Raw genomic sequence first — 26,085 nt, 5'->3', positions numbered from 1 at the left:
ACAGAATGGAACAGAGCACTTTATGCATTGTTGCCCCTATCCTGCTGTTGTTCGCTTTTTGTAAAAAGCCTTTCTCATAGAGCTCTTAAGCTACACACTCTTGCGGAGTTTGATTATCTTCAGCATGTGCATCAACTTCATCACCGGATAAACCGGGTCTATCTCAAACCATCTTTTACCGAAGTTAGCACTGTTTGGGTGCTTATGGTGGTTATTCTGAAATAGTTCTCCAAGCATCAGAAAGTCGAATGGTGTAGTATTTTTCGACTTGTCATTATTATCATAATTAGTGTAACCGTATTTGTGACCGCACCAATTTACAATAGCACCATGAATTGGCCCCATTAAAAAATGAATAGGTAGTAGTAGAAACAGCCACCAATGGGTGGCAAAAGCGATATAAAAACAGGTATAGGCGGCGCCAAAAAGAAGCCTCGATAATATGGACGAACCTATTCGATCAACAAGTGGCCATTCGGGATAATTTCCTTTGAACCTTAGTTCTGGGTTCGACACGTTTTTGACGTGATCACGGAATGTTTTAACAGTTGCCACCATCATTTGAAACACATCAGTGAAAAAATGAGGAGAATGCGGATCTTTCTCAGTATCACTAAACGCGTGATGCTCCCTATGCATGATAGCGTACGCACGAGGATTTAAGAAGGAGGCGCCTTCACAAACATAAGCCAGTATATAAAAGATACGCTCCCAGGTTTTACTTGTAGTGAACATCCTGTGAGACGCATAGCGGTGCTGAAAAAAGGTTTGAAAAAACAACGACAGGAACCAATGCGCTACAAAAAAGCTTAAAATAATTAACATAGATAGAAATTAATAAGAAATAAAAAGCTGTTTAAATCTTCAAAACACAGATCACAAGCTTTTTAAAAAAAGGAGTGGAAATGGATATTCGAATATTATTGAACATATAACGACATAGCTTACCCGGATAGTATTGCTCAATTCTATTATTAATGTAATATTAGGATGGTAAGTGTACCATTTATTTTTTAAAATGCGGTGGAAACGTATCGGTTCTAACTGTCGCATTTAATTCATGAAGTATACTATACAGCCCGAAGTTGGTACGATTTATATAAATGAAGTGTTTAACGCCTCTTGCTTGTTTGAATTCAGGCATCTTCGCCATCTTTTCGCCATAAGCATAGATCTGCTCAAAGAACTCCTTCTTACTGAAATCGAATATGCTGTTAGTATACGGTTTAGTGAACAGATTGATCATCTCAGAGAAGTTCCTAAAATAGAACTCTATCTGCTGAGGGCTGTCGCCAGGGAGGATCATTTCCAGATCCCTGAATGCCTGCAGAGTTTCAGCTTCGTCATTTAGAGCCTCTTTTGCCGCAAGGGAGAAGAATGGATAGTAAAAATCGTCAGGCAGCACTTTGATGCATCCAAAATCAATGATACCCAGTTTCCCTTCTTCAGTGATGAGGAAATTTCCAGGATGGGGATCCGCATGCACTGCCCTGAGTTCGTGTTCCTGGAAATTATAAAAGTAATAAAGAAAGTACTTTTTCACGGGATGAGTATTGCGGCCAGATCTCCTGGGCCTTCACTTCAGTGATCGCTGTATCCAGCAAAACTTTCCAGATACTTTGTTCTATACTGTCAAACGAACCGAAATACTTATAAAACTCTTCTTCGGCAAGTTCATTCTCCTTAGCGAAAACAAAAACGCTTCTAGGTTGCTCATCATTAAGCAGCACGTGGTTAATATAAGCCTGCTGAAGTTGCTCCTTTTTTTCCATCATTGTATTAACGTTTGTGATTGAAATGAATAATCCTTTTAGCTTTTTTAAATATCAGACAAAAAGCTAAAAGGTGAAAGCTCATTATAAATGTTCTTGATTTATATATAGAAACACGTATAACACCGCCGTTATTTAAAGCTCTATCTAGAAAAGGATCACAACCAGATCATTGTCGTATGAAAAAAATGACATGAATCATGTTTATTATCCCATACGTTTCTTGCTATTAAGACTTCTTTATGAGAACTTGCATCACAGGAAACTTATTAAATGGAAAATACTTTTGATCTTAATGTACTCAAGTTCCCAATTGGACCGTTCGTAAAAAAAGACAGCTACAGCCGTGAAGAAATGGCTTCAATGCTCGAAACAATTAGGGAAGCACCGAAAGAGTACAGAACTGTGGCCACGAACCTATCTTTTGAGGATTTGACAAAAACCTACCGGCCTGATAGCTGGAATGTTAGGCAGTTAATCCATCATGTTGCCGACATTCAGCTTCTGCATTTCTTTAGAATGAAAAAAGCTCTGACTGAGCCCGACTATAATGAAGTGACCCTTATTAACCTGGATGCCTGGGTTAATACTGCTGATGGAAATAGTGAGCATATTGATGATTCTATAATGATGCTCGAAGCACTAACCAAAAGATATGTATTGCTCATCCAATCGCTGAAAGATTCGGACTTGAAAATTGAGTACTTTCATCCCGTGAGGAAATTTACGGTGAACCAGGCACAAGCGATTGCAATGTCTGCGTGGCATCTTAAACACCATCTGGCACATATAAAGCTGGCGGTCAACTGAAATAAGCAGAGAACAAGAGGACACTTTTTATGTTATAACACGAGTTGAAATTTCACACATAAACACAAATAAATGGTAATTCAATTCAATACAGATAATAATATTGCTGGGAGTGAAAGGCTGAATGCTTATTTCACGGGTGTAATCACAGACGCTTTAAGCAGATTCGGTAGTCAGATTACCAGGATCGAAGTTCATCTTACGGATGAGAACGGCAGCAAAGAAACCAGGAACGATCAGCGCTGCATGCTCGAAGCAAAGTTAGAAGGTTTGAAGCCAATTGCGGTTACAAACAACGCAGATACGCTAGAACAAGCCGTTAAAGGAGCTATTGATAAACTTAAAGCTTCTTTGGAAACCACTTTGGGACGTCTTAAGACTTATTAGTTTTTCAGTATTTATAAGCCCTATGAGTAGCAAAACACCTCATAGGGTTTGTGTATAATTCGTTCAAGCTCTCCCCTTTTTACTCCCCCCTTTTCCTGATTCCTTTCGCATAATGCCGGCCAGGCAAAACTTTACAGTTCCAAAAACAGAGTAACATTTTTTTCTTGCATTGTAATTGTTTACTGATATGCTCCGTAATCATCTATAAAATTTTAACATTTTATTTTTATGAAAAAATTTACATCTGCATTTTTAATGCTTGGCCTTTTTGCGGCAACACTGTCATCGTGTAAAAAAGATGACGACAACAAAGTTGATGACGAAGAAGATGTTAAGTCAACAAAAATGTCATTCAAAGTCGATGGATCTCAGAAAACGAGTACTCATCTTTTTGCCTACAAAACAGATGAAGACGAGCTTGGGATTTACGGTTCTAATAGTTCAGAAGCGGTTACTGTTGCTATTGACAACTTTCATGGAGTAGGAGACTACGTGTTAGAAGGCGATGATGACAATAACGATGATGATGGGGTGATGGTCCTTTATACTGTAGGAAAAGAATCGGCAGCCAAATTATACTATGCGGAGGAAGCCACGGTTAAAATTACTTCTTCAAATGATAAGGAAGTTAAGGGAACATTCTCGGCAACTGTTAAAGAACTAAACGGGGATGCCAGCATGGTTTTGACGGAAGGAAAGTTCGAAGCTAAAATAGTCGAAAGCATGGACTAAATCTTTTTAATCCATCAAAATAAAAAGTCACGGTAAACCCGTGACTTTTTATTTATAAACCTGAATAAACTATTTCTTTTTAATTCTCCCCTTCAGGTCACTGATCTGCACAGTGATTATGCGGCCGATAGGCTTTCCATCACGGTACGTGATCACCTTTAAGGTATTAGCGTCTTTTGGCACAATAAGAGGCGACGTATATTTGGGATAGAAATTATCAGGAAAAGAGTTATCAAAAGTGTAATGAATATCCAGACCGGGAATTTCAGTACTTAACTGCACCATCAAAGTGTTTTGTGGTCCGGCGGAAGCCTGAAAAATTGGATCATAAATACTTGGCGCATATTTTGTTTCAGCAAAATCTAAACGTTTAAAATGCTCTTCCACTTTGGGGTAAAAGCTTGTCCAGTCTTTTTTAGCTGGAGGTGACCAAACCGACTCCGCTATAGCCATTCCTCTTGGCCAAACCATGTATTCAGCATGACGCATGTTGTAAACATTTTCGGTCCATAAGTTAGCCTGTCCTCCTTTTACTAAATTGACATTAGTGATACCTTCTGCCGGATCAAATTTGTAAGATTTGTTTAAACGCAAGGTGGCGTAAATTTTAGGCTCGATCGCCACATCTCCCTGCATATAATCCAGGTAAGCGTAAGTTAGGGGACTCATCACCACTTCGTGACCAGAATTTGCGGCTTTGATACCTCCATCAACCCCTCGCCAACTCATTACCGCCGTTGACTGAGAAGGCGAACCACTTAATATTTCGTCCCATCCAATGAATTTCTTCCCTTTAGACTGCACAATAGTCTCCACCCTGCGAGTAAAATATCCTTGTACCTCTTCCATTGTCTTTAATCCTTCTCGCTTCATAAGCTCCAATATAGCAGGATTCTTCTCCCAATAATTATGAGGGGCCTCATCACCACCCATATGAATATATTCAAAGGGAAACAGGGCAGCAACTTCCGTGATCACTTTATCCAGAAAATCATACACCTTTTCATTAGCGGGACAAAGTGTATTGTCAAGCATTGCGATGGGCGGGGCACCTTGCGACCAGTCCATGATAGGCTCCCCCGCACGTACGGAGTACTTTTCTACCCCTGGAGTACACGAAAGTTCCGGATAAGATACTACTGCAGCCAGGCTATGTCCCGGCACATCAATTTCAGGCATTATGTTCACAAAGCGGTCAGCAGCATATTTGATCAACTCTTTAATATCATCCTGGGTATAAAAGCCGCCGTAGTCTCTGGGTTCAGTCGGCGTCGGTGGAGAAAATGTACCAAACTGACCGGTCTTGTTCACCCTCCAGGCTCCAACTTCTGTAAGCTTGGGTAAGCTTTTTATCTGAATGCGCCAACCTTCATCGTCGGTAAGGTGAAGATGAAGCATATTATACTTGTATCTCACCATATTATCGATAAACTTCTTTACTTCTTCTTTAGTAAAGAAGTGCCGTGAAACATCGAACATTAGTCCGCGCCATGCAAATCTAGGATAATCCATTATATTGACACAAGGGATCTGCCATTTTTCTGTTTTTACGGGCCTGGCGCTTTCTATTTCATGCGGAAAGAGTTGCAGCAATGATTGTGCTCCGTAATACAAACCGGCTGGCTGATTGGCTTTTATTATGATTGTTTTGGGGCTAACCTGCAAGCGGTAACCCTCTTTGCCTAAGACTGCGTCCTCATCAGCATTTAGCTGCAGCCTGATGGTATAAGTATCGTCTGTATTACTGGTTTCTACGCTTGCTCCAGTCGCTGCCTCCAACCTTGATTTTAACAGGCTGGCAGTGTTCATAACCTCTGGAGATTCCGCCGATCTGATGGTTATTTTTGCAGGAAGGGTAAAATGGCCTCCAGTTCTGTTGATGTCAACAGGTTCAGGGATAATTGAAATTTTTCTTTCAGTATTCTGAGCCAGAACAGCAAGCCCAGTCAAGCAACACAGGGCTATTAATGTAATTTGTCTAAGTATCATGTGTGCAGTGTATATCGCGTTGTTCGCAAATGCTAAAATATACATTTTTGTGTGTCAAAGGAAACAAGAGTCCAAAAAAATGCCGGTTTGTTCGCACACACCGCACATAAGCGTTAGTAAGGATAGCTTTTTATAAGTTCTAATACAGGCATGCCAGTTTTAATTTTTTACACTTTTAAATAAAGCTAGTCGTTGTACTTAATCAATCTCCATCCTCTCGCCTTCTGAGTGAGCATTATATTCAGGGGCATATAAACATTGTATGCTGCTGATCCCGGTTGAGAAATTCCCTGACTGCACTACCCTCAGGCGATACTCAAATACATATTTACCCTTTGGAAGATTGTTTATAAAGAAATTTGTTGACACGTCTTTAGTCACCTGGTAATAGTAAAATCTTTCCTGATACTTGTAACCAGACAATACATCCACAGGCTCCGTTCCTGACGGACGCATATCCTTCAGCTGTACGTATTCATAATCCCTGTCTGCGTTCAGATACACCACCACTTTTAGCAGATCCCCTGTCCTAGGTTTATGGTTTTTATCGATCGCAGTTAATACTGGACCAGCATCAGTTTGCTTCTGAATAAAGTATTTGCGCTCAAGTTTTAAGGCTGTTTCTGCACTGGTGATCTTGTCCAGGCGTTCAAGGTATTGCCAGTGTAGCGCTCCCCAGTTTACCAGCTTAGAATCATTTTTTAAACTAACCTTCCCCAGTTCAGTTTTTATCGCCCTTTCTTTCCAGCTGGTTTTAATATAACCGGATCCAGCTTCTGCTTTAAGTCCTGGTTTTAGATCGGTCAACGTTTTTGACCCAAGACTGATGCCTGGCAGCGACTGAGATGCTAACCAGTTGTCGCCACGCATTAAAAGGGCATAACAGGCCAGAGCTGTAGCTTTAGTTGTTTTCCAGTTTGTAGTTTGTTTATTTCTTAGCAGCCAGATCTTCATTTCATCGATATGTTTCGGGCTGGCGCCGGTTTCAGTAAAAAACTCAATCAGCAGGGCCTGGGTTTCTATTGGCGACTGATACCAATAATATCCAAGCTTATTTTCCGGCCAATACATCCCCAGTTCATCAGATTGCCGGGCCCTTTCTATGAGCGAGCGGATTACGGCTTTGGCATTTTCAATATCTTTATTTCTATGCATAACGACAGCCATGAGTCCTTGTTCATAAACAGATTTGAACTTCCAGCTTGTGATAAGGACTGGAAGGAAATAATTTAGAGCTAATTTCAATTGGGCAGACTTCGGTTCGTCCTGAAAATAAGAACGAACATACAAGGCATGCAATGTAATGTATGATAACTCCTTAAGCTTAACCTTATGCTTCTTTTCATAATTTAAAGCTACTTTATGATCCTGTACAATCTCATTGTCCAGGTACTTCATAGCCTCCTTACCAATTTCCTCCAAAAGCCTGGAATCTGGTACCGCTTTAACATTCATCAACTGCCCAAGCCCGGCCAGAATATGTTGGGTGATATATCTGTCAGAGTAGTTGGATCCTGCAAACCAGGGAAACCCACCGTCAGAGCGCTGCATTTTACGCAGTTTTTCAATATTCAATTGCATTTCATTAGCCATCTTGTTTAGATCGAACAAAAGAGCAACCCGTTTTTTCTGCTCCGCTTCGTTGGCTGCCTGCTGCAGCCATGGAGTTTCTTCTATCAGGAGCGCTTTAAGTTCCTGGTTTTTTTCCAGGTTCGATAGTAGTGCACCTCTGTTAAGGTTCTTCCATTGATCGAATACTGTTTTAATCTGAGGATGCTTATTCACAATATTACTTGCCAGGCTATTGGCAAAAACGCGACTAAAGGTCTGTTCGGAACCTTCGTAAGGAAACTCCATAAGGTATGGCAAGGCCTGAACAGCATACCAGGCTGGATTGGATGTGTATTCCAAAGTAAGTGTTTTATGCTCTAATGTTTCGCTTGTATTATTCAGCAATCTATCAAACGTAAAGTCCTTCGTCTGGCCTGCCCGCACCATCATAGGCATTGACTCTGTCACCACCATGGCGTTGGGTAACACTGGAATTGTGTTTTCCTCACCATCACTAAACTTACCGGCATCAGCAGTTAAACGATAAGTAATGGCATCCAGGCCGGGAGGTATAACAAGTTTAAACGAAACCGATTTATTAAGCGAGCTTCCTATCTCGAAATTTTGTTCAGCCTCACCGGCATTGACCAACAAGGTTACTGGCTGCATGTTTAACGCGTTGAATAGTTGCAGCTTCACTTTTCCAGTGATTGGCCGCTTGCTTAAATTAGCTATTCTTGCAGATAGTTTAATGGTATCGCCCTCCCTGAAAAACCTGGGTGTGTTTGCCGAGACCATCAAATCTTTTTGTGTAACCACCTCCGTTTCAATATGACCTGACTGCAGGTCTTTGGTATGGGCAAAAGCCCTGAATCGCCAGCGTGTTAATGCCTCCGGAATTGTAAATTCAATCAGGATTTCACCTTTTTCGTTGGTAAGCAGGTGCGGATAAAAAAAAGCTGTTTCAGCGAAGTTCTTTCGAATGCTGGCCGTCTCTGTTTTTTTGGGAGCAGGCACTGCTGCAAAATCATAGACACTGTTGTCTTCGACAATTGAACTGGTTCCCCTGATCATAATACTCTTTTCCTCCCCAGGCGCTGTAACTGAACTGACAGCCCCGGTAAGGTCCTGTTTCCTCTGGGTACCGTAACCCACAACCGCTACTTCATTTAATACAGCATCACCGGGTACCATTTTTGCTCCTGCTTCGTGCTTAGCTTTAGAAGTAAGCTTTGTTAAATAACCGAAATAAACATCATTATATCCACTGAAATGCCTGGATCCTAATAAATCAAGAGACTCATAATTACGTTCTGAAACCGAGCTATTGATATATTGGTACCTAAATGGTAAGCTGTTTGCTTGCTGCACAAAGTTGCCGCCATTCCAACGAAAATAACCTGGTACCTCCTCCGAAAACCTCAAATTGGCGGTCCATGAGTCCGGCTGCGCAACGTCATCCAGCGAGGCATCGTAAAGCCCGGCCAGCATTTCAGCGGCTTGCTTATCTTTAGCTTTAACCTGAAGCTTCCACTGCTCTTTTTGTCCCGGCAGCAATTTATCGCGATGTGTCAGAAAACGAATCTCCAGGTCCCTGGCTGATTTCCGTAGGGAAACGTCATGATAGCTACTCATCATACGGTTCTGAAAGACCGTTATAAATTGAAACCGCAAGTTTTTGCTATCTACGTTTACAGGAACCTTAACCAATTCCTGCTTGTTCCCAATTTTCAACCATTGCGAGGAAAGTAGCTGATCTGCCTCATAGGTTTCCATTAATATGTTTCCTGGTATACCTGTGCCAACCAGGAATTCAGCTTCTTTACCAGGAATTACCACCGTCTTTACCGGGATAAGCCAATCCTCGGATTTCGCCGGAACATCTGGTTGTATGATCAGACTGGTAAAATACGTCGCAGAACAAGTATCACCTGTGCGGTTTGTAGCAAAAACTTCTATCTTATATACTCCGCTTTTCTCATTTTTCAGAAAAGACAGATCCAGAGACTCTTTTTTTTCCCCATTTAATTTTTGCTGCCTGGCCGCCACAAGTGCTATCACGGGCCAGCTTTTATACTTAAGGTCGTTATTATATTCGTAATAGGGAAACAGCTGAGAAAATTCATCTTTTGAAAGAATAGGCAGGTCGGGACTAGTCCACAGACGTTTTATAGTTGTTCTTTCCGGAGTCTTCAGGCTATATACCTTCACCTTTACTTCACCATCCAGATTTTGATTATTGAGATTACTTAAACCTATAGGAACTTTGAAAGGGTCAGCTTTAGAAACATTCGTTTCGTTTTTATTTTTTGTTGTGATGAGAACAACACCACTTGCTCCACGTGAACCGTAAATCGCCGTGGTTGATGCGTCTTTGAGCACCTGAATTTCCGCGATCTCCGATGGATCTAAACTTTTAAAATCTTCGAAGACACGCCCATCGACAATATACAGCGGTCCTTTGCCTGGCTTAAAGCTTCCCGAATTCACTGTTCCCTCTTTCTCATCCCCGGGAAGTAATCTTTCAGGCAAGAGCAGATTGATGGTATAGACCTTCTCAGAAACGGCTACATTCGCGAAAGCGGAATGCGTTTCACCGCTCATATCCATGGCGTCAATACTGATCTCAAAATTATATACCATATTTTCCTGGGAAGGAAGTTCTTCAGGCAGGGCCTTAAATCTGACAGTAAACTCCCCGCTTCCATTCGTTTCGATGGTATCAGAAAGTATCTCAGTGCCCGGGTTTGGATTTCCATAGTAATGAAACCTGCGGTGATTTGTCCTTTTTCGGACGACCCGGTAAGCAATATTCGCGTGGGACAGGCCGTATCCGGAAAATGCAGCGACCCGGCCTTTAACCATCACGGAATCATCCAACCGGTAACTTTCTTTTACTGCATCTACCTCCACTGTAAAGGATGGCCGTTTATATTCCTCAACCTGAAACGGCTTTGAACCATTATCAGAATGTATGCGAAAACTGCCGTTCAAGCTACCTGGAGGAAGAATGAATGAGCCACTGAATGTACCAAACTCATTGGTCTTCAGCTCTGCCGAGCTTATATCTTTTCCGTTGGCATCTTTTAAATAAACTTTGGTGGGTTCATTCACCAGAATACTTGAACTTGCCCCTGTTTGTACAAGCTTTATCCCTTTAAAATATACCGACTGACCAGGGCGATAAACATGACGGTCGGTAAACAATATAGTTCTGGTTACGTCTTTCGGTGATGATTTGCTCTTCAATACTCCATATAAGTAATGTCCTTCATCTTTGTAAGAGTCATCGGCAAGAGACAAACTTATAGTTGTCTGTCCAAAACTACCGCTCATACCAGAATAGGTAAATTTACCCTCTTTATCGCTTTTTCCCGAGCCAAGAAGAACATCCGCTCTCTGCCCTGAACTATATTCAACCCGTTTCAGACTGACAGTAACATGGGCTAGCGGTTCTCCTGTTTCGCGGTTAAGCGTTCTAACTTCAATATCTCCCGACGGTGTAACTCTCGATGTATAACTTAGCTTAGTAACTTTGAACTGCAGCAGGCTTAAACAGCTGTCTACGTCTCCTGGAAGTCCTGTTAATAATAAGTAGTTTCCGGTCGTCAGGGGTTTAAGAGCAAACTCTGTAGTATGCTTGCGGTAATCGAGCGGATCTTTAATCTTAAACTGAGCTTGGGCGTATCCCTTTTTAGCCGAGAGGTATTTCAATAACGCCTTCGAAGGCCTTACAGATGTACTGCCCCATCTTTCATAATTTTCATCAAGTTTCCTGATCTCTGCGAATTGCTTGTCGGTCAATTTATAAAGGTTATACTTTACTTCCTGGATGTTTTTATAGTTGAGGAAAACTAAAATAGGGTTATCCGGCAGATTTACATTTTCAGCAGCCACTGAAATTTCCTTGTGTCTGATCTGCATAATCAGCGACCGGCCATTCTTCTCAGCCAGGCTTCCTGACTTTATCAATGTTGCCTGTTCAGCATAATTTAGTGCCAGCTTAAGACTATCCTTCTGCATGTAATACCGGGATAATAAAATCAAGGCGTCGCCAATTATCTCGCTTTTTGGAAGCGTTTTAATACGCTCCCTTAAGTTTCTTACATAAAGACTGTCTTTATCAGTATGCACCGATTTCCTGAAAACAAACTCCAGACGCTTTAAATCTACGTCTGCAAGTGCGGCGCTATTAGCTTTATTCAGATGAAATTGGCTGAGGTCCTGCAAAAGCTTAAGCCCCTGATAACTTGTAGATAAAGTATCAGAAGAAATAATGGGGCTGTTTATAAAATCACGACTGCCTGCAAATAATTTAGCATCTCTGAGAGTAAAGGGTTGTTTAGGCTTAAGAAGATCAGCTTCTTCATGCAGGAAAAAATCAAGTGCACGATGGGCCAGCAGATCGTACAATGTAGGGCGTAAATATCGTGTTGTCGTATCACCGATTAGAACGCCTTCCAGTGCCTCAAGAGGCGTTCTTTGTAGCTTCTCTGTTTCTTTTAAAGAGGCCTTATACAAGACGGACACTTCACGGATGATCGTCTTCAGATCCCAGCGGGTAAAGTCATCATCAGGTTTCTCCAATATGGACCTTTTACTGAACTGGTAACGATTGTTCTGGTAGTAACGCCAATAAAGCTCCCCCAGTAGGGATTCAAGAACAGGTCTGACAGGATAGGCTGTAAGGTTGATATCTGTTTTTAATCGTGCAATAATCGATTCAAGTGCAGTTTCCTCCAGGTACGACATAAAAGTTATGCGGTAGATGGTAGCTTTAATTTGCAGAGGGGTGTTCTTTTCTCTCCTGGCAAGATCTTCGAGTTTACCAATCTCGGCTAAAGCCGATTTTGGTAAGCCTTTAATTGCTAATGAATCTATCTTTGTTATCAGTACTTTGTATTTATCTGCCGTCTTTTGTGCAAAGATGCTGTTGATAGTAATAAAGGAAATCAAGAGGGTGATAAAGGTTTTTTTCATATCTCGGGGCAATCTGTAATTATCATTTTAATTACAGATTGAAAAATGCCTAAATTTCCATAATTAATGAAATAAAAATTTAACCGGGGTTTGACTATGGTTTTCAATTTAGGACTGAAAACTATTTTTCAGGAAATATGGAGGGCTGGGTTGGCATAGGGGGCACGCGTGCGCCAGAAGCGCTAGTAGAAGCGTTAATTCTTTATACCGGGAACTAATTCGAAAGCTTCGGCTAATAGCTCAAATGAACGGAGTCTGTCTTCCTGCGAATACGTCATGGTAGCCACCACAATTTCATCCAGATCAAAATCATCAGCAAGTTTTGTAAGCTGCTCTTTTACCTGATCTTTCGTTCCTGAAATGATCCTGCCGCTGTTGTACTGAATTCTTTCCTGTTCTTGCGGACTGAACTGGTAGTCCTTAATTTCCTCATAAGGGCCCATGGGCTCAAACTTGCCCCGTTCAAATTGCAATAAGAAGTAATCAGACAGCTTCCGAAGCTGCAAAGCTTTCTCTTCGGTGTCCGCGCAAAGTACAGTAATCGACAATAGCTCTTTTGGCTCCGGAAAATACTCTGAAGGTCTGAATTGCTTCCGGTAAGATTCCACAAGGTCTGGAGATGCAAAACCATTAATAAACCTTGCCACTGCAAGACCAAGACCATATCTGGCTGCAATACCGGCACTACCTCCACTGGAGCTCAAAATCCATTGAAGAGGTACCGTTGGAGCCTGGGGCACTGCCAGAATCGCTCCGTAGGAAGTTGCTGCCGTATCCGTAAAATATGCCTGTAAATGCTCTAATTGATCAAGATAACCTTGTTCACTAAAGTCGTTTGAGGGATTAAGCAAAGACGCACTTACCCGGTCTCCACCCGGAGCCCGCCCCATCCCAAGGTCAATGCGGCCTGGAAAAAGGGTCTCAAGCATTCTGAAGTTCTCGGCAACCTTTAAAGCACTATGATTAGGTAGCATTATTCCGCCTGAGCCGATTCTTATAGAGTTAGTTACATCAGCCAGTTTCACCATCAATACCTCGGGGGCTGAGCCAGCGATCATTCTTGAATTATGATGTTCAGAAACCCAAAACCTGGTATAACCAAGACGCTCGGCTAATCTCACAGTTTCAATCGTTTCTATTACAGCCTGCCTTGCATCGCCGCCCTGGCGAACAATCGACTGATCTAATATACTGAGCTTAATCTTCCGCTGCGACATAATGAGTTATAAGTTGTATTGAGTTGAAACTGACAAGTATTTGAGCTCTCGAAGACTTTTTATCTTAAGCATAGTTAACACCTGTTTGATGTCTACTTAACATCGCGCCACCACTGTTTAAACTGTTGATCCTGGGCACGCAGATTCACCTGTTCACCAATAACAGGTGTAATCAAAGGAACGTTTTGATTTTCATTGAGTTCTGTAAGCTTCTTTAAGGGTTCATCCCACGCGTGGTTAGCCATAGCGAATTTAGACGAATGCACCGGAAACAGCCGTTTCGCTTTCAGATCTTTCGCAGCCTTCAGTACTTCATCTGGAAGCATATGTATGTATTTCCATTTGATATCGTATTGACCATTTTCCAGGATCGCCAGGTCTATGGGGCCGAATTTATTGCCGGCTTCCGCGAAATGAGTATCGTAACCACTGTCCCCTCCTATGAAGATCTTTAGGCTGGGGAATTGCAATAGAAAAGAAAGCCATAATGTATTGTTTCGTGTGAAACCTCTTCCCGAAAAATGCCTTGCCGGAACAGTGTGCACGACAAAGCCGCTGTCAAGTTCAACCTTCTCATACCAATCTCTTTCCACAATTTTTGATGCAGCAAAGCCCCATCGTTCCAAATGTTCGCCTACACCGAGACCGCAGATAACCCTCCCGGTCTTAGCATTCAGCTTAATAAGCGTTTCATAATCCGCATGGTCATAATGATCGTGAGAGATAAATAAATAATCAATTTCAGGTAAGTCATCCACAGAATACCGCTCTGTACCCTCAAAGGCCTTATTACTCCCAGGAAGCGGAGAGGCATTCCCACTGAAGACCGGGTCGACCAATATTCTTTTTCCGTCAAGCTGTAAAAAATACGACGAGTGCCCAAACCAAACTAACACGTCCTCTGTCAGCTCAAGAGCTTTCAAATCGGTTTTGACTGATGGAATATTATCCACAGGAACCCGTCGCTCTCTTTTAGAGAATATAAATTCATACAGCACACCAGGATAACTATATCCCTCAGTAAGCGCAGGGGTAAAATGCTGATTTACGAATTTTCCGTCCTTATAGTTCTGAGATTTTCTGATCTGCTCCAGGCGTCTGGCCGATGGGCTGGCACCAAATTCAGGCCTTTGCATATAAAAAAAGATAACTGCAACGAGCAGCACAAATATCAGGAAAAAGGAGAACATTATTCGCTTAAGTATTTTTATAGACTTTCTATTCAATTGAACTAAATTTTACGGGCGCATATTAGCATTTATCTTCCGCCTGGCTATCATGATATTGTCAAATCAGACCTTAAAAAACTAAGGATATTAGCATTTTTATGCGATATTTGAAAAAGTTATCAGCCTGATAAGTTGTGACTGATAACAATATTTTTAACTGCTCTGCTACAATAAAGAAAATATGGAAATCATTTTTTGCTTCGCAATAGGCGCTGTTACCGGAATACTCATCACCTGGCAAATTTCCCAATCCAAATGGAAAAGAACTATTCAGGCTGAAAGAGAGGCCGGTATTCATAAATACAACGAACTTGAAAGACTGCATATCGCGCTCAGGGCAAACTCAGAAACGCAACTACTGGCATACCAAAGAAATCTTGATGAAAAGAACAAAGAGCTTACTGACTTGAGTGAAATTATTCGCATAAAATACAATGATCTTTCGTTGGTAAATCACCAGTTATCCACGGCAACGGCAAACCTGCAAACAGCGCATCAGTCTATTCGCGACAGAGACCGAGAGCTGGATGAAGCAAAACAGGAATTACGAATTCTAAAGCAGCAACTCGACGAAATGAATCAGCAGCTGGTTATATCCAGAGCAGGCAGTGATGCCATGGATGAGCGCTTCAGGCAACTAAGCAACGAAGCTGCTATCCTGAAAGAAGATCTGCACCTTGCGAATAATCAGTTAACTGAAAAGAACCAGGAACTGGCAACAAGTCTTGCCCGAAACATTTCATTGCAAGAGAAGCTAGAAAGGGAGAAGAAAGAAATCGAAGAACTGGGGAAAAAGTTCAATACAGAGTTCGAAAATATTGCCAACAAAATTCTCGAAACTAAAACTGAAAAGTTTACCGAGCTGAATAAAAACAACCTTAAAGACATACTTGATCCCCTGGGTATGAACATCAACGAGTTTAAAAAGAAAGTGGAGGATGTTTACGAAAAAGAATCAAAAGAGCGCTTTTCTTTGGGAGAAAAGGTCAAAGAGCTGGCCCTGCTTAACCAGGTGATCAGCCAGGAGGCCCGTAACCTCACCCGTGCTTTGAAAGGTGAATCGAAAACTCAGGGTCGCTGGGGAGAGATGATTCTGGAAAGTATTTTGGAAAAATCCGGTTTGGTAAAGGGGCGCGAATATTTTATGGAGCACGAACTAACTGGTGAAGACGGCAAAACACTAAAATCCGATTTAGAAGGAAAAAAAATGCGGCCTGATGCTGTCATCAGGTATCCCGATAACCGGAGCGTAATTATCGATTCCAAAGTTTCATTGAACGCATTTACCCGTTTAACCGAAGCGTCAGACCCTGAAGAACAAAAAAAGGAATTAAACGCACATATTTTGGCTATAAAAAACCACATTACCAGTCTGAGCGCCAAAGGTTATGATGACTACAACCATGCGCTCGACTTTGTGATGCTTTTTGTGCCAAGTGAAGCTGCTTACAACGCAGCCCTGCAAGGCGATCCAAACCTATGGAACTTTGCTTACGATAAACGTATCTTATTGCTCAGTCCAACCAATCTGATCACTTCCCTAAAACTGATTGTAGATCTATGGAAGCGCGAATACCAAAACAAGAATGCGCAGAAAATAGCTAAAGCCGGAGCTGACTTGTACGACAAGTTTGTGGGTTTTGTGGCTAACCTACGGAAGGTTGGCGATCACTTGAACTCTGCGCAGGATAAATTTAATGAATCGTATAAGCAACTTTGTACAGGGAATGGCAACCTGCTAAGGCAGACTGCTGAGCTGAAAAGCCTCGGATTGAAAACTAAGAAAGAACTTCCTCAGGAGCTCGTGAATATTGCTTTTGAAGAGGATTTATCGCAGATACTTGAAAAAAATTCCCAGTAAGGACTTACAACCTCTTATTGGACTATTCAACTATCAGGCTCCTATCTGAATCCAGCACTAACTTTATCATAAAGCGATTGCGGGGTAAAAGGCTTGGATAAAAAATCTTTCATACCTGCAGCGAGCACCCTCTCCTGAACATCTGCCATTGCATTTGCAGATAGTGCTACAATAGGTAAATGCTGGAACTTGGGGTCCGGCAGGAGCCTGATTTCACGACTGGCCGTATAGCCATCCATTTCCGGCATTTCAAGGTCCATCAACACCAAATCATAGTCATTCCATTGCACCTCTTTCAGTGCCTCTAATCCATTTCTTGCCACGCCCACCTGAATGTTCCATCTTTTCAGGAATTGGCTTGCAAGCAGAACATTCATCGGATTATCGTCCACCACCAGGATCTTTCTACCTGTTAGGTCTTTCGGAACACTATCCTCTTCCTGATCTTGCTTTTCTTCGGGAGCCACCATTACAAGTTTAAACAAAAGTTCGAATGAAAATGACGATCCTCGTCCAGGTATACTTTTAACATGCATTTCGCTATTCATCAGTTCCAGCAAACGTTTACATATAGTAAGTCCCAAACCAGTGCCGCCAAATTTACGTGTAGTATCAGAACTCGCCTGTGTAAAGCTTTCAAAGATGACGTGTATCTTGTCTTCGGCAATACCTATCCCTGTATCTGTCACCTCAAATAAAACAGCTATACTTTCCAAAGTCTGTTTACCGGGAGTAATATTCACACTAACCACCCCTTCCTGGGTAAATTTAATTGCGTTGCTTATGAGATTAGTAAGTATCTGGGTAATTCTGAAGGGATCGCCCAAGACCATCGGGATACCCTCGGCAGGAAGATTCAGTTCCAACTTGATTCCCTTTTCACCTGCCGCAGATTTAAAGGTAGAAAATATTTTTTGAGCCAACTGGTTAAGGTTTATGCTCATTTCCTCCACATCGATCTTACCCGCTTCAATTTTTGCAAAGTCAAGGATGTCATTGATCAGTACCATGAGGTTCTCCGCAGCAAACTTCTGAACATTTAGATATTCTTTTTGATCCTCACGCGGATCATTCTGCAGCAATAAATGCGTGAAACCAAGTATACTATTCATTGGAGTTCTTATCTCATGGCTCATGGTAGACAAAAACTGATCCTTGGCTGCAGTAGCCTGCTCAGCCGCCTCCCTTGCTTTCAAAAGAACCTTTTCAGTAGCTTTTAAATAACTGATATCTTTGAAAAGAAATATCCGTCCTATTGCGTTGCCCTTTTTATCATTAAGATTGCTAATTGTAACAGAGTATGTTTTTTCCCCGGTTTCAGATTGCAGAACAATTTCCATCTCACCTGTAAATTCAGAATGCTTCAACTCCGGGAAGAACTTATCGAGATTCGCTCCTATAAAATTTTTGTTATCAGCATTTAAAATGGCACTCATTTCCGGATTTAGATCAATTATTCTATTTCCGATATCGCTCACCAAAACACCCTCCCTTAAGGCCTGGATGATCTGCTCGCTGGCAACCGGACGAATATCAAGCAGCTGGTATTTAATAAGCGCATATGAAAAGAACGATGTGCTTATGATAAACGAAAATGGTGTAATATCAATTCCTTCATCCAGCCGGAATCCAATTAAATAGAGAATATTAGCAAGCCAGGGAATGGTCGACGCCAGAATGAGTGCGTTCTTCTGTTTCCTGAACAGGTTATTTTCTTTACTTCTATTGATGACAAGCAGGAATAAGCCGAAAGCAAGTGTTGCATAAAACCAAATGGTAAATACAATGTACCAGGGTCCCGGAGTGAAAGTGAATACACTGTAGTAATCGTTTTGGTTTAACTGAACATCTGAGTAATGAAAATGATGTTTTTCATTAGTCCAAACGATGATTATGGTCAGTAATGGAAACAACAACAGAAGGAGAAAATTTCTGAGGTTTATATATTGATGCAGTCGTAAAAACTTAACTATAAAAATCAACCAAAAAGTAGGAAGCAGGGTGATTCCTATATATTCAATTTCAACAATGGTATAAGCCCTTTCCAATTCAACCTGCAAAAGCTCCACGGCATACATAATAGCCCACAGTGCTGCTGACAGAATCACGAAACTCAGGTATTTGCCTATATCCCTGATCCTGATGAATAAGAAGGTTGAAATTACAAAAGCTGCTATTCCAAAGAAAAACAGTACAACAGAATAAATATTTATGTCCACAAGGCCTTACTCAAACTTTACGAAGGAAAGAAGATTAAATTTTAATATCAATTAAATTAATTGAAAGCCTGATATAACCTTTCAAATGTTATTCAGTAGCCACAAACCGCCACGTAATTCTCATGGACGGTGGGAATAAATTCAGAATCTTCGAAAAATTAATTCAGACAATGCTCATTCAGAATAATTTCAGCTGCGCGGAATTAGCAGCATTTTTTTGCATGGACTCCGGGGTGCCAAAATTTGAAATTGAAATCCCTAAGAGACGCACTTTCTGTTCATCCTGAAAAGTGTCGGCTAACAATTGCTTTGCACATTCAACGATCGTTTTAAGATCCCATACGGGAAAAGGAAAAGACCTGTTCCTTGTGATCTGTTTAAAATCGCTGTATTTGATCTTCAAAGTGATGGTTCGTCCCTTTAAGTTTTTCTTTTGCAAACGTTCATATACCAGGCTGGCAATCCTTTCCAGTTCAGCCTCCATGTCTTTGAGGCTTGTAAGGTCAGTAGCAAAAGTATCTTCGGCAGCTAACGACTTTGTTTCGCGATGCGGTTGCACTTCCCGTTTATCGATTCCCCTTACGATCTGGTAGTAAAAATGACCTGACTTCCCAAAATGCCTTACCAGCTCTTCTTCAGATAACCTTTTAAGATCGGCTCCTGTGAATAATCCTATACCCTTCATTTTGGCGGCCGTAACCTTGCCTACTCCGAAGAACTTCTCTACAGGCAATTGTTCCATAAAACCTTTAACAGACGAGGGGCCAATAAAGGTCAGGCCATCCGGCTTATTGATATCCGAGGCTATCTTCGCGACAAATTTATTAATTGAAACACCTGCAGAAGCACTAAGGGCCAACTCGTCTTTGATAGCTGCTTTTATCTGCCTGGCTATTTCGAGGGCAGAGCCGACACTTAACTTGTCATTAGTCACATCAAGATAGGCCTCATCTAATGATAAAGGCTCGATAAGATCGGTATATCTGCTAAATATCTCACGGATCTTCCTTGAAACTTCCTTATACACCTCAAACCTCGGTTTGACAAATATGGCGTCCGGACATAGCTGAAGAGCCTGTTTTGAAGACATGGCCGAGCGAATGCCAAAATTCCGGGCTTCATAACTTGCCGTAGCCACTACTCCACCTCTGCCTTGGGGCAAACCTCCAACTACCAGCGGCTTACCGCGGTATTCAGGATGGTCGCGTTGTTCCACCGACGCGTAAAAAGCATCCATGTCGATATGAATGATCTTCCGATATGAGGTGACTGCAAGGCTGGCCATGAAATACAAATATAAGGGCCGCACCGAAACGCGGGGTTAAATTTTCAAATCCTGACATTGCTTACGGAGTTTTGACAAACTTTTCTTAAACCATTTTTCCTGCTATTCATTATTACATAACACCCATTAAAAAAGACACTATGGAAAACCCTTCAGTTTGGAGAGATGCAAGTCCTGAAACTACCTATCCGCAACTACGCGGTGATTTAAATGTAGATGTGGCGATCATTGGCGGAGGAATTACAGGTATTACAGCAGCCTATTTATTGTCAAAAGCAGGCAAATCAGTAGCAGTTGTTGAGGCTCGTAAAATAGGCGAAGGAGCTACTGGATTTTCAACAGGAAACCTCTACGCCACCATAGGCGGGGAAGGATTGCATAATGTAGGAAGCAAGTTTGATGCAAATAAGATGAAAGAGGTGGTGAATTCAAGAGCCGCCGCGATAGATCTTATTGAACAAATCGCTGGAAATGAAGGAATCGAATGCAGTTTTGAACGTGTGCCCTGGACATTGTTCAGCGTCGAAGGGAAAAGCGAATCTTTTGTAATAAAAGAAAAGGAAGCAGCAGAAACAGCGGGGCTTGAAGTATTCCCACATATATCCTACCCTATGCCGGTTAGCGAGGGATTTTCCCTCCAAAATCAAGCACAGTTTAACCCGCTTAAATATGTTACTGGTCTGGCGACAAAAATCTACTCCTCCGGCTGCCAGATCTTTGAAGGTACACGTGCCACCAACGTAAAAGAAGGTGAGACATGTGTAGTTGAAACAACATCCGGAAATATCACCGCCTCACAGGTCATTATGGCCACGCATACACCTAAAGGAATCTATTTTGTACATACACTATTGGAAGCTTACAGGGAGTATGCAGTGGGTGTCACCCTTAAGGGTGAATACCCGGCTGCCGGCGTCTATTGGGAAATGCAGTCTTCAGAGCATTATTCCGTAAGAACCGCAGACTCTCCAAAAGGTAAGATCCTGATGGCTTTGGGGCAGATGCATAAAGTCGGTCTCAAGGAAGAGAACGCAGATAGTTTCGAAAAACTAGAAGCGTTTTTACGTGAGCGCTTTGACGTTGCCAGTGTAGAGTATCGCTGGTCGGCACAGCAGTTCAAACCTGCGGATGGAATTCCATATATCGGCAAAAGCATTGCAGACAACAAAACTTATATCGCCACAGGCTTTGCCGCCGACGGATTAACCTACGGCACCCTGGCCGCAATGATCATCAGCGATCAAATACAGGAAATAGAGAACCCATGGAGCAAAACATATGACGCCTCACGAATTACTCCTTTAGCGTCTGCAAGCAAATTTGCAAAAGAGAATTTTACGGTAGCCTACGAGTTGGCAAAAGACTGGTTGTTCAAAGAAGACGCTAATGAACTATCGGAGGTCAAGCCAAATGAGGGCAAAGTAATCAAATTAAACGGCACAAAATGCGCGGTTTACCGAAATGAAAGTGGCAGCTTACATGCAGTATCAGCGATCTGCCCGCATATGGGTTGCATTGTTCACTGGAATGCCGCTGAAAAAAGCTGGGACTGCCCATGTCATGGAAGTCGCTTCGCGATAGACGGAGAAGTGCTCGAAGGGCCGGCTTATAACCCTTTAAAAAAATTAAATCAAATCTGAGAATTTACTGAGCAAGAATAAACCACTGGGTAACAGACCAAAACAAAATAAAACTGTTACCAACTCTGGTGGTTAGATAGTAGTTCTTAATTCAGTTTGTATGAATAAAGATGCTAGCCCGGATGCTAATAACCTGCAATCAACGCTAAATGAGCCGCGAAAAACGTTGGAGTTAAGCGATGCAATAGCGTTGATCATTGGTATTGTAGTAGGTGCTGGCATTTTTCGCACTCCCTCTCTTGTTGCAGCGAATTCCGCTGATGAAACGATTTTCTTTTCGGTTTGGGTTCTGGGGGGTTTGATGTCATTGATAGGGGCGCTTTGCTATGCTGAATTGAGCACCGCCTTTCCAAATACAGGAGGAGATTATCATTTTATTTACCGCGCCTACGGACAAAATATGGGATTCATGTTTGCATGGGCCAGGATGACTGTTATCCAAACTGGTTCAATCGCATTACTTGCCTTTATCTTTGGCGATTATATGGCCGAAGTTTACAATCCTATTAAGTATTCCTCCATAATATATGCCGCTCTGGCGGTGGTTGCCCTCACAGCGATAAACATTGCAGGAGTGCAATTCGGGAGCGGTACGCAAAAGCTTCTGACAGGCCTGGAAGTCATAGGCGTGCTCTTTGTGATTGTCGCCGGTTTGTTCTTTGCCGATACAAGCGTTGAGCATACTCATAATGTTGCGAGGGCTTCAGCCGACAGTTCCTTTGGAATGGCTATGGTTATTGTTCTTTTAACCTTTGGAGGCTGGAATGAGGCAGCTTATATTTCTTCCGAAATGAAAGCTGGCAGTCAACAGATTGTAAGAGCATTAATGACCGGCTTGATTGCAATTACCTTAATTTACCTGCTTGTTAACTTTGCCTACGTGAACACCCTTGGTCTTGATGCCATGTCTAAATCCGGAGCTGTGGGTACAGATGTAATGAAAGCGACGTTCGGCCCCCCAGGAGTTATGATCCTTGCAGGCATTGTTGCTTTATCGGCATTAACTTCGGCAAATGCAACAATGTTTACAGGTGCCAGAACGAATTTTGCCTTGGGCCGGGATTTTAAACCATTTGGACAACTGGGGCGATGGGACTATAAAAACTCAACGCCTGTAACTGCTTTTTGGGTTCAAGCCCTGATTGCACTTGCTCTGATCAGTATGGGCTTTTTTACCCGGAGCGGATTCGAAACAATAGTACAATATACAGCTCCGGTATTTTGGTTCTTCTTTTTATTGGTTGGAATAGCCCTTTTTCTGCTGAGGGTTAAAGAACCCAGGCAAGCCAGACCTTTTAAGGTTCCTTTTTATCCACTAACACCGCTTGTGTTCTGTTTCACAAGTTGTTACCTATTGTATGCCAGCATCATGTATACAGGTATGGGAGCACTGGCGGGAATAGTAATACTGCTTAGCGGCCTGATCGTAAATTTTGCTTTTGGTCGAAAGAATCGGAAGAGAAAAAAATATTTTGAGTCTACTGCATGATCAGACTATAATCATCCATTAAACAATATAAAATGAAAACCCTTAAAAATCTACTCATTCTCCTGCTGATGCTAAGCGCATCAGGCTGGGCCGTCGCCCAGGTTCCCTATGTTCCAACTCCTCAGCCAGTGGTCGACGCAATGCTGAAAGCTGCAAATGTAAAGTCGAGCGACATCCTTTATGACCTGGGCTGTGGTGATGGAAGAATTGTAATAACTGCAGCAAAGCGCTACGGAGTGCGGGGAACAGGAATAGATTACGACCCTGAAAGAATTAAAGAGGCTAACGACAATGCAAAAAAGGAAAATGTTACCTCCAAGGTCAATTTCGTCGAAGCCGATCTATTCAAAACTGACTTCAGCAAAGCTACAGTAGTTACATTATACTTGTTACCCGACATAAATATGAAGCTCAAACCCATTCTCCTGAAGCAATTAAAGCCTGGTAGCAGGATTGTCTCTCATGCCTTCGATATGGGCGACTGGAAGCCGGAACAGACGCTGGATGTTGGTGGAAAGACAGTTTATGTGTGGACAGTGCCGAAGAAGTGATCGTCTTCCTGGTTCCGGGTTAAAGAGTTTCTCACAACCCGGAATTAGCTGTATGCCTGCAACTTCCTTTCCACCAAAGCTTATATATTCATACTACATGATCCAAAAGTTTATACAAAATAATTTTCCCAGTAGCGTTTTGCTAGACTAGTACGTATGGATAGGTGCCCGGTATAATTTCCGGTATTATATAATGAAAACAATTTTTACCTTACCTGCCGTTTTATTTCTGATATCTAGCCTGACCTTTACTTCCTGCCAAGAAGACGACAATTCTGACGAAATTATTATAGATCCTGTTTTCGCTCCTAAGCTTGTAAAAAGTATAAAATGGGGAAATTCAGGGGAAGAAACTTATACCTACAATCCGGACAGTACAGTGAAAGCTACAATAGCCGGTGGTGCAGGTACCACTACAATGACCCGGGAATTTAAATACACCGGCAAAAGGCTTACTCAGGTAATTAAATCGGATATGATGGAAGAGAATTACCAGTACACTCCACAGGGACAGGTGAGCAGCATTACTGAAAAACTAGTAGGCACAACTTACCCGGGAACGCGTTTAGAGTTTGTATACAATGCCGACCTGAGCCTGAAACAGATGAAGTATTTTGAATTCGATGATTTGAGAAGTGTCTTAAAAAGCGTCACTACCTACGAGTACGATGGCCAAAAAAGGGCTAAAAAAATTGAAACTCAAAGTGAGACAAACCCTAATAGCAAAGTTATTTTCGACATCGAAGGCTACTCAGAGGAACTTTTTGTAAATCCATGGCCATTGATAGACCCCTGGCACCTGGTGGCTAAAGACTTTCAGATATACAACTTTGCTTTCTTAAATACTTTGAGACATTTACCCCTTAAAGTGACAAAAACGTTGATGTATAACAACACCGTGCAGGAGACAGAAACCGAAACTTTCACCTATGAAATTAAAGATTACCAGCTCCAGTCTCTGAAGTTTAATTCAAATAATTTCCTGGTCACTTACATATATTAAATACCACGTTGAAAAGCAATCAGGTATTTTTGGCAAGAATCGCCTTAAGCGATCTTGCCAAATTTCTTGATTAACTTCGGCCACATTTGGGCCATCCACCTTAATAGTAGCCTGAGATCTTATCCATGTGGTATGAGGCTCTTGAAAAGCAACAACATTGAAAAGATCCACGCAAAACTGTTACTGATAACTAATATGGGCTATCCTCGACTGGTTTAAACCGCTTTTATCTGGAACAATCAGCTTTGAATTTTTCCAATAAACGCCATAATCGTCAGCCACTCCGTTAATGTATATGTCATCCCCATATTTATACGTTTTCAAAGCAGTATACCCCGTGTGAGTTTGAGCCGTTTCGAGCGAAACTTTGTTAGTTGTTGGAATAGTCGGTGTCACGTCAATTACAAGGCAAGCCACATCCCCGGCTCCATTTTTCGCAGCTATATAAAACTGGCCGTTTTCATATACTCCTGACCCTGAAAAAATGCTACCGGTTTCCGCACCGAAAGACGGTGTATAACCATCTGTTTGGACTGGCCGTTGCACTATCGGAGCATCTTTGCTCAGCTTTAGGTAATAATAATCATTGGAGTGATCTGCATAAGCCAATAAATGACATACGTCGTTTACAATAGCTGCTGTACCTACAAACAGGTTGTTCCACAGGTATATTTCTTCATTTAGGTCAATCTCATAGGATGCATAAAGGACATTATTTTTCAAATGTTTGATAATGGTTTTCCCCTCAGAATTCACATCAGTATAAACCTGAGTAACTGTAATCAAATGAACATCTGAACCGTTTGCCTGAATATAAACAGGCATTCCATGCGCCCCTGCATTTATAGAAGTCTTAGAAACAGCGTTCCCTCCTTTGCTGACTTTGTAGTAATAATAGTCGTAATAATAGTCTTTTTCATTGGCTGCAAGGATATAAATCTCATTACTGACCGGATTTACTGAGAAACCATTAATACGCTCCTGCTGAACAGCATGCAGGGTCTTTTCCGATAGAACGGTTTTGGTAATACCCTGCCACATGACAGCTTTTGAGGAAGATGGCGAATGAATATCTTCTATCCCAAAATATAACCAATTTCCATCCGCCCTGCTGCTGAAGCTCATTTTATAGTGTGCGTTAATATGGGTTGGCAGGAAGCTAAGCTGACGGCCGTCTGTCCATAAGGCAGGCACGAGGTTGTCGTTATTTCCCGCCTGAGTCCAGCCAAGCACCTGAAACTCTTTAGCTTCCGGCACGATAACTTCTGGCTCGTTCACCTTGGGCTCATTTAAAACATTATTATCTTTTTCACATCCCGTAAAAATTACAAGGACTGTTAATAGAAGTAAGTAGTATCTCATTATAAAGT

At 41.9% G+C, this 26,085-nt stretch carries 18 protein-coding genes; 8 read left to right on the top strand and 10 right to left on the bottom strand.

Going from position 1 to position 26,085, the window contains the following annotated elements; genetic code table 11:
- Positions 1-90 precede the first annotated feature (90 nt).
- The 3 genes from J3P37_RS07390 to J3P37_RS07380 form a co-directional block, all read right to left on the bottom strand.
- Positions 91-825, bottom strand: coding sequence for an acyl-CoA desaturase (locus J3P37_RS07390; RefSeq protein WP_256010455.1), 735 nt, complete (start codon positions 823-825; stop codon positions 91-93).
- Positions 826-1,006: 181 nt separating this feature from the next.
- A complete protein-coding gene (locus J3P37_RS07385) occupies positions 1,007-1,543 on the bottom strand; it encodes an AarF/UbiB family protein (protein WP_256010454.1) in 537 nt (178 codons plus the stop codon).
- Positions 1,512-1,775, bottom strand: coding sequence for a hypothetical protein (locus J3P37_RS07380; protein WP_256010453.1), 264 nt, complete (start codon positions 1,773-1,775; stop codon positions 1,512-1,514). The genes J3P37_RS07385 and J3P37_RS07380 overlap by 32 nt, the downstream gene beginning before the upstream one ends.
- Before the next feature lie 270 nt (positions 1,776-2,045).
- Here J3P37_RS07380 and J3P37_RS07375 point away from each other — a divergent pair, with 270 nt between their 5' ends.
- The 3 genes from J3P37_RS07375 to J3P37_RS07365 all read left to right on the top strand — a co-directional run bounded on the left by J3P37_RS07375 (position 2,046) and on the right by J3P37_RS07365 (position 3,701).
- Positions 2,046-2,582: a DinB family protein gene (locus J3P37_RS07375; RefSeq protein ID WP_256010452.1), complete on the top strand. Its 537-nt coding sequence runs from the start codon at positions 2,046-2,048 to the stop codon at positions 2,580-2,582.
- Between the two features lie 72 nt (positions 2,583-2,654).
- Entirely contained in the window at positions 2,655-2,969 is a 315-nt protein-coding gene (locus J3P37_RS07370; protein ID WP_256010450.1) for an HPF/RaiA family ribosome-associated protein, read from the top strand.
- A gap of 228 nt (positions 2,970-3,197) precedes the next feature.
- Positions 3,198-3,701: a DUF6252 domain-containing protein gene (locus J3P37_RS07365; RefSeq protein WP_256010446.1), complete on the top strand. Its 504-nt coding sequence runs from the start codon at positions 3,198-3,200 to the stop codon at positions 3,699-3,701.
- A 69-nt stretch (positions 3,702-3,770) separates the two neighbouring features.
- Here the strand turns inward: J3P37_RS07365 and J3P37_RS07360 are convergent, their stop codons facing one another.
- The 4 genes from J3P37_RS07360 to J3P37_RS07345 all read right to left on the bottom strand — a co-directional run bounded on the left by J3P37_RS07360 (position 3,771) and on the right by J3P37_RS07345 (position 14,574).
- On the bottom strand, positions 3,771-5,690 hold the full coding sequence (locus tag J3P37_RS07360) for a beta-N-acetylhexosaminidase (protein WP_256010445.1): 1,920 nt from the start codon (positions 5,688-5,690) through the stop codon (positions 3,771-3,773).
- A gap of 198 nt (positions 5,691-5,888) precedes the next feature.
- The gene (locus J3P37_RS07355; protein WP_256010443.1) at positions 5,889-12,221 is read right to left on the bottom strand and encodes an alpha-2-macroglobulin family protein; all 6,333 of its coding nucleotides are present in this window, start codon (positions 12,219-12,221) and stop codon (positions 5,889-5,891) included.
- A gap of 194 nt (positions 12,222-12,415) precedes the next feature.
- Complete coding sequence (locus J3P37_RS07350) at positions 12,416-13,438, bottom strand: LLM class flavin-dependent oxidoreductase (RefSeq protein WP_256010441.1); 1,023 nt, start codon at positions 13,436-13,438, stop codon at positions 12,416-12,418.
- Positions 13,439-13,530: 92 nt separating this feature from the next.
- Positions 13,531-14,574 carry an MBL fold metallo-hydrolase gene (locus tag J3P37_RS07345; protein ID WP_256010438.1) on the bottom strand — a complete coding sequence of 348 codons (1,044 nt, stop codon included), beginning with the start codon at positions 14,572-14,574 and terminating at the stop codon, positions 13,531-13,533.
- A 274-nt stretch (positions 14,575-14,848) separates the two neighbouring features.
- Between J3P37_RS07345 and J3P37_RS07340 the strand changes: the two genes are divergently transcribed.
- Entirely contained in the window at positions 14,849-16,528 is a 1,680-nt protein-coding gene (locus tag J3P37_RS07340) for a DNA recombination protein RmuC (protein ID WP_256010437.1), read from the top strand.
- 41 nt (positions 16,529-16,569) lie between these two features.
- Here the strand turns inward: J3P37_RS07340 and J3P37_RS07335 are convergent, their stop codons facing one another.
- Together J3P37_RS07335 and dinB are read right to left on the bottom strand one after the other, a co-directional pair.
- On the bottom strand, positions 16,570-18,747 hold the full coding sequence (locus tag J3P37_RS07335; RefSeq protein ID WP_256010436.1) for a histidine kinase N-terminal 7TM domain-containing protein: 2,178 nt from the start codon (positions 18,745-18,747) through the stop codon (positions 16,570-16,572).
- A gap of 178 nt (positions 18,748-18,925) precedes the next feature.
- A complete protein-coding gene (gene dinB, locus J3P37_RS07330; protein ID WP_256010435.1) occupies positions 18,926-20,032 on the bottom strand; it encodes a DNA polymerase IV in 1,107 nt (368 codons plus the stop codon).
- Positions 20,033-20,172: 140 nt separating this feature from the next.
- Here dinB and J3P37_RS07325 point away from each other — a divergent pair, with 140 nt between their 5' ends.
- The 4 genes from J3P37_RS07325 to J3P37_RS07310 all read left to right on the top strand — a co-directional run bounded on the left by J3P37_RS07325 (position 20,173) and on the right by J3P37_RS07310 (position 24,715).
- The gene (locus tag J3P37_RS07325; protein ID WP_256010434.1) at positions 20,173-21,672 is read left to right on the top strand and encodes an FAD-dependent oxidoreductase; all 1,500 of its coding nucleotides are present in this window, start codon (positions 20,173-20,175) and stop codon (positions 21,670-21,672) included.
- 100 nt (positions 21,673-21,772) lie between these two features.
- The gene (locus tag J3P37_RS07320; protein WP_256010433.1) at positions 21,773-23,161 is read left to right on the top strand and encodes an APC family permease; all 1,389 of its coding nucleotides are present in this window, start codon (positions 21,773-21,775) and stop codon (positions 23,159-23,161) included.
- Positions 23,162-23,193: 32 nt separating this feature from the next.
- Positions 23,194-23,712 carry a class I SAM-dependent methyltransferase gene (locus J3P37_RS07315; protein ID WP_256010432.1) on the top strand — a complete coding sequence of 173 codons (519 nt, stop codon included), beginning with the start codon at positions 23,194-23,196 and terminating at the stop codon, positions 23,710-23,712.
- Between the two features lie 193 nt (positions 23,713-23,905).
- On the top strand, positions 23,906-24,715 hold the full coding sequence (locus J3P37_RS07310; protein ID WP_256010430.1) for a hypothetical protein: 810 nt from the start codon (positions 23,906-23,908) through the stop codon (positions 24,713-24,715).
- 180 nt (positions 24,716-24,895) lie between these two features.
- Here J3P37_RS07310 and J3P37_RS07305 read toward each other — a convergent pair whose 3' ends face one another.
- Entirely contained in the window at positions 24,896-26,077 is a 1,182-nt protein-coding gene (locus J3P37_RS07305; RefSeq protein ID WP_256010428.1) for a hypothetical protein, read from the bottom strand.
- Positions 26,078-26,085 lie beyond the last annotated feature (8 nt).

Source organism: Desertivirga xinjiangensis (assembly GCF_024436435.1).
Taxonomy (GTDB): Bacteria; Bacteroidota; Bacteroidia; order Sphingobacteriales; family Sphingobacteriaceae; genus Desertivirga; species Desertivirga xinjiangensis.
This window is presented reverse-complemented; position numbering and strand designations above follow the sequence as displayed.

Bases quoted from the DNA above. Each gene is read 5' to 3' on its own strand.
- J3P37_RS07390 (WP_256010455.1), bottom strand. From the start codon at position 825: ATGTTAATTATTTTAAGCTTTTTTGTAGCGCATTGGTTCCTGTCGTTG.
- J3P37_RS07380 (WP_256010453.1), bottom strand. From the start codon at position 1,775: ATGATGGAAAAAAAGGAGCAACTTCAGCAGGCTTATATTAACCACGTG.
- J3P37_RS07375 (WP_256010452.1), top strand. From the start codon at position 2,046: ATGGAAAATACTTTTGATCTTAATGTACTCAAGTTCCCAATTGGACCG.
- J3P37_RS07370 (WP_256010450.1), top strand. From the start codon at position 2,655: ATGGTAATTCAATTCAATACAGATAATAATATTGCTGGGAGTGAAAGG.
- J3P37_RS07365 (WP_256010446.1), top strand. From the start codon at position 3,198: ATGAAAAAATTTACATCTGCATTTTTAATGCTTGGCCTTTTTGCGGCA.
- J3P37_RS07360 (WP_256010445.1), bottom strand. From the start codon at position 5,690: ATGATACTTAGACAAATTACATTAATAGCCCTGTGTTGCTTGACTGGG.
- J3P37_RS07355 (WP_256010443.1), bottom strand. From the start codon at position 12,221: ATGAAAAAAACCTTTATCACCCTCTTGATTTCCTTTATTACTATCAAC.
- J3P37_RS07350 (WP_256010441.1), bottom strand. From the start codon at position 13,438: ATGTCGCAGCGGAAGATTAAGCTCAGTATATTAGATCAGTCGATTGTT.
- J3P37_RS07345 (WP_256010438.1), bottom strand. From the start codon at position 14,574: ATGCAAAGGCCTGAATTTGGTGCCAGCCCATCGGCCAGACGCCTGGAG.
- J3P37_RS07340 (WP_256010437.1), top strand. From the start codon at position 14,849: ATGGAAATCATTTTTTGCTTCGCAATAGGCGCTGTTACCGGAATACTC.
- dinB (WP_256010435.1), bottom strand. From the start codon at position 20,032: ATGGCCAGCCTTGCAGTCACCTCATATCGGAAGATCATTCATATCGAC.
- J3P37_RS07325 (WP_256010434.1), top strand. From the start codon at position 20,173: ATGGAAAACCCTTCAGTTTGGAGAGATGCAAGTCCTGAAACTACCTAT.
- J3P37_RS07320 (WP_256010433.1), top strand. From the start codon at position 21,773: ATGAATAAAGATGCTAGCCCGGATGCTAATAACCTGCAATCAACGCTA.
- J3P37_RS07315 (WP_256010432.1), top strand. From the start codon at position 23,194: ATGAAAACCCTTAAAAATCTACTCATTCTCCTGCTGATGCTAAGCGCA.
- J3P37_RS07310 (WP_256010430.1), top strand. From the start codon at position 23,906: ATGAAAACAATTTTTACCTTACCTGCCGTTTTATTTCTGATATCTAGC.
- J3P37_RS07305 (WP_256010428.1), bottom strand. From the start codon at position 26,077: ATGAGATACTACTTACTTCTATTAACAGTCCTTGTAATTTTTACGGGA.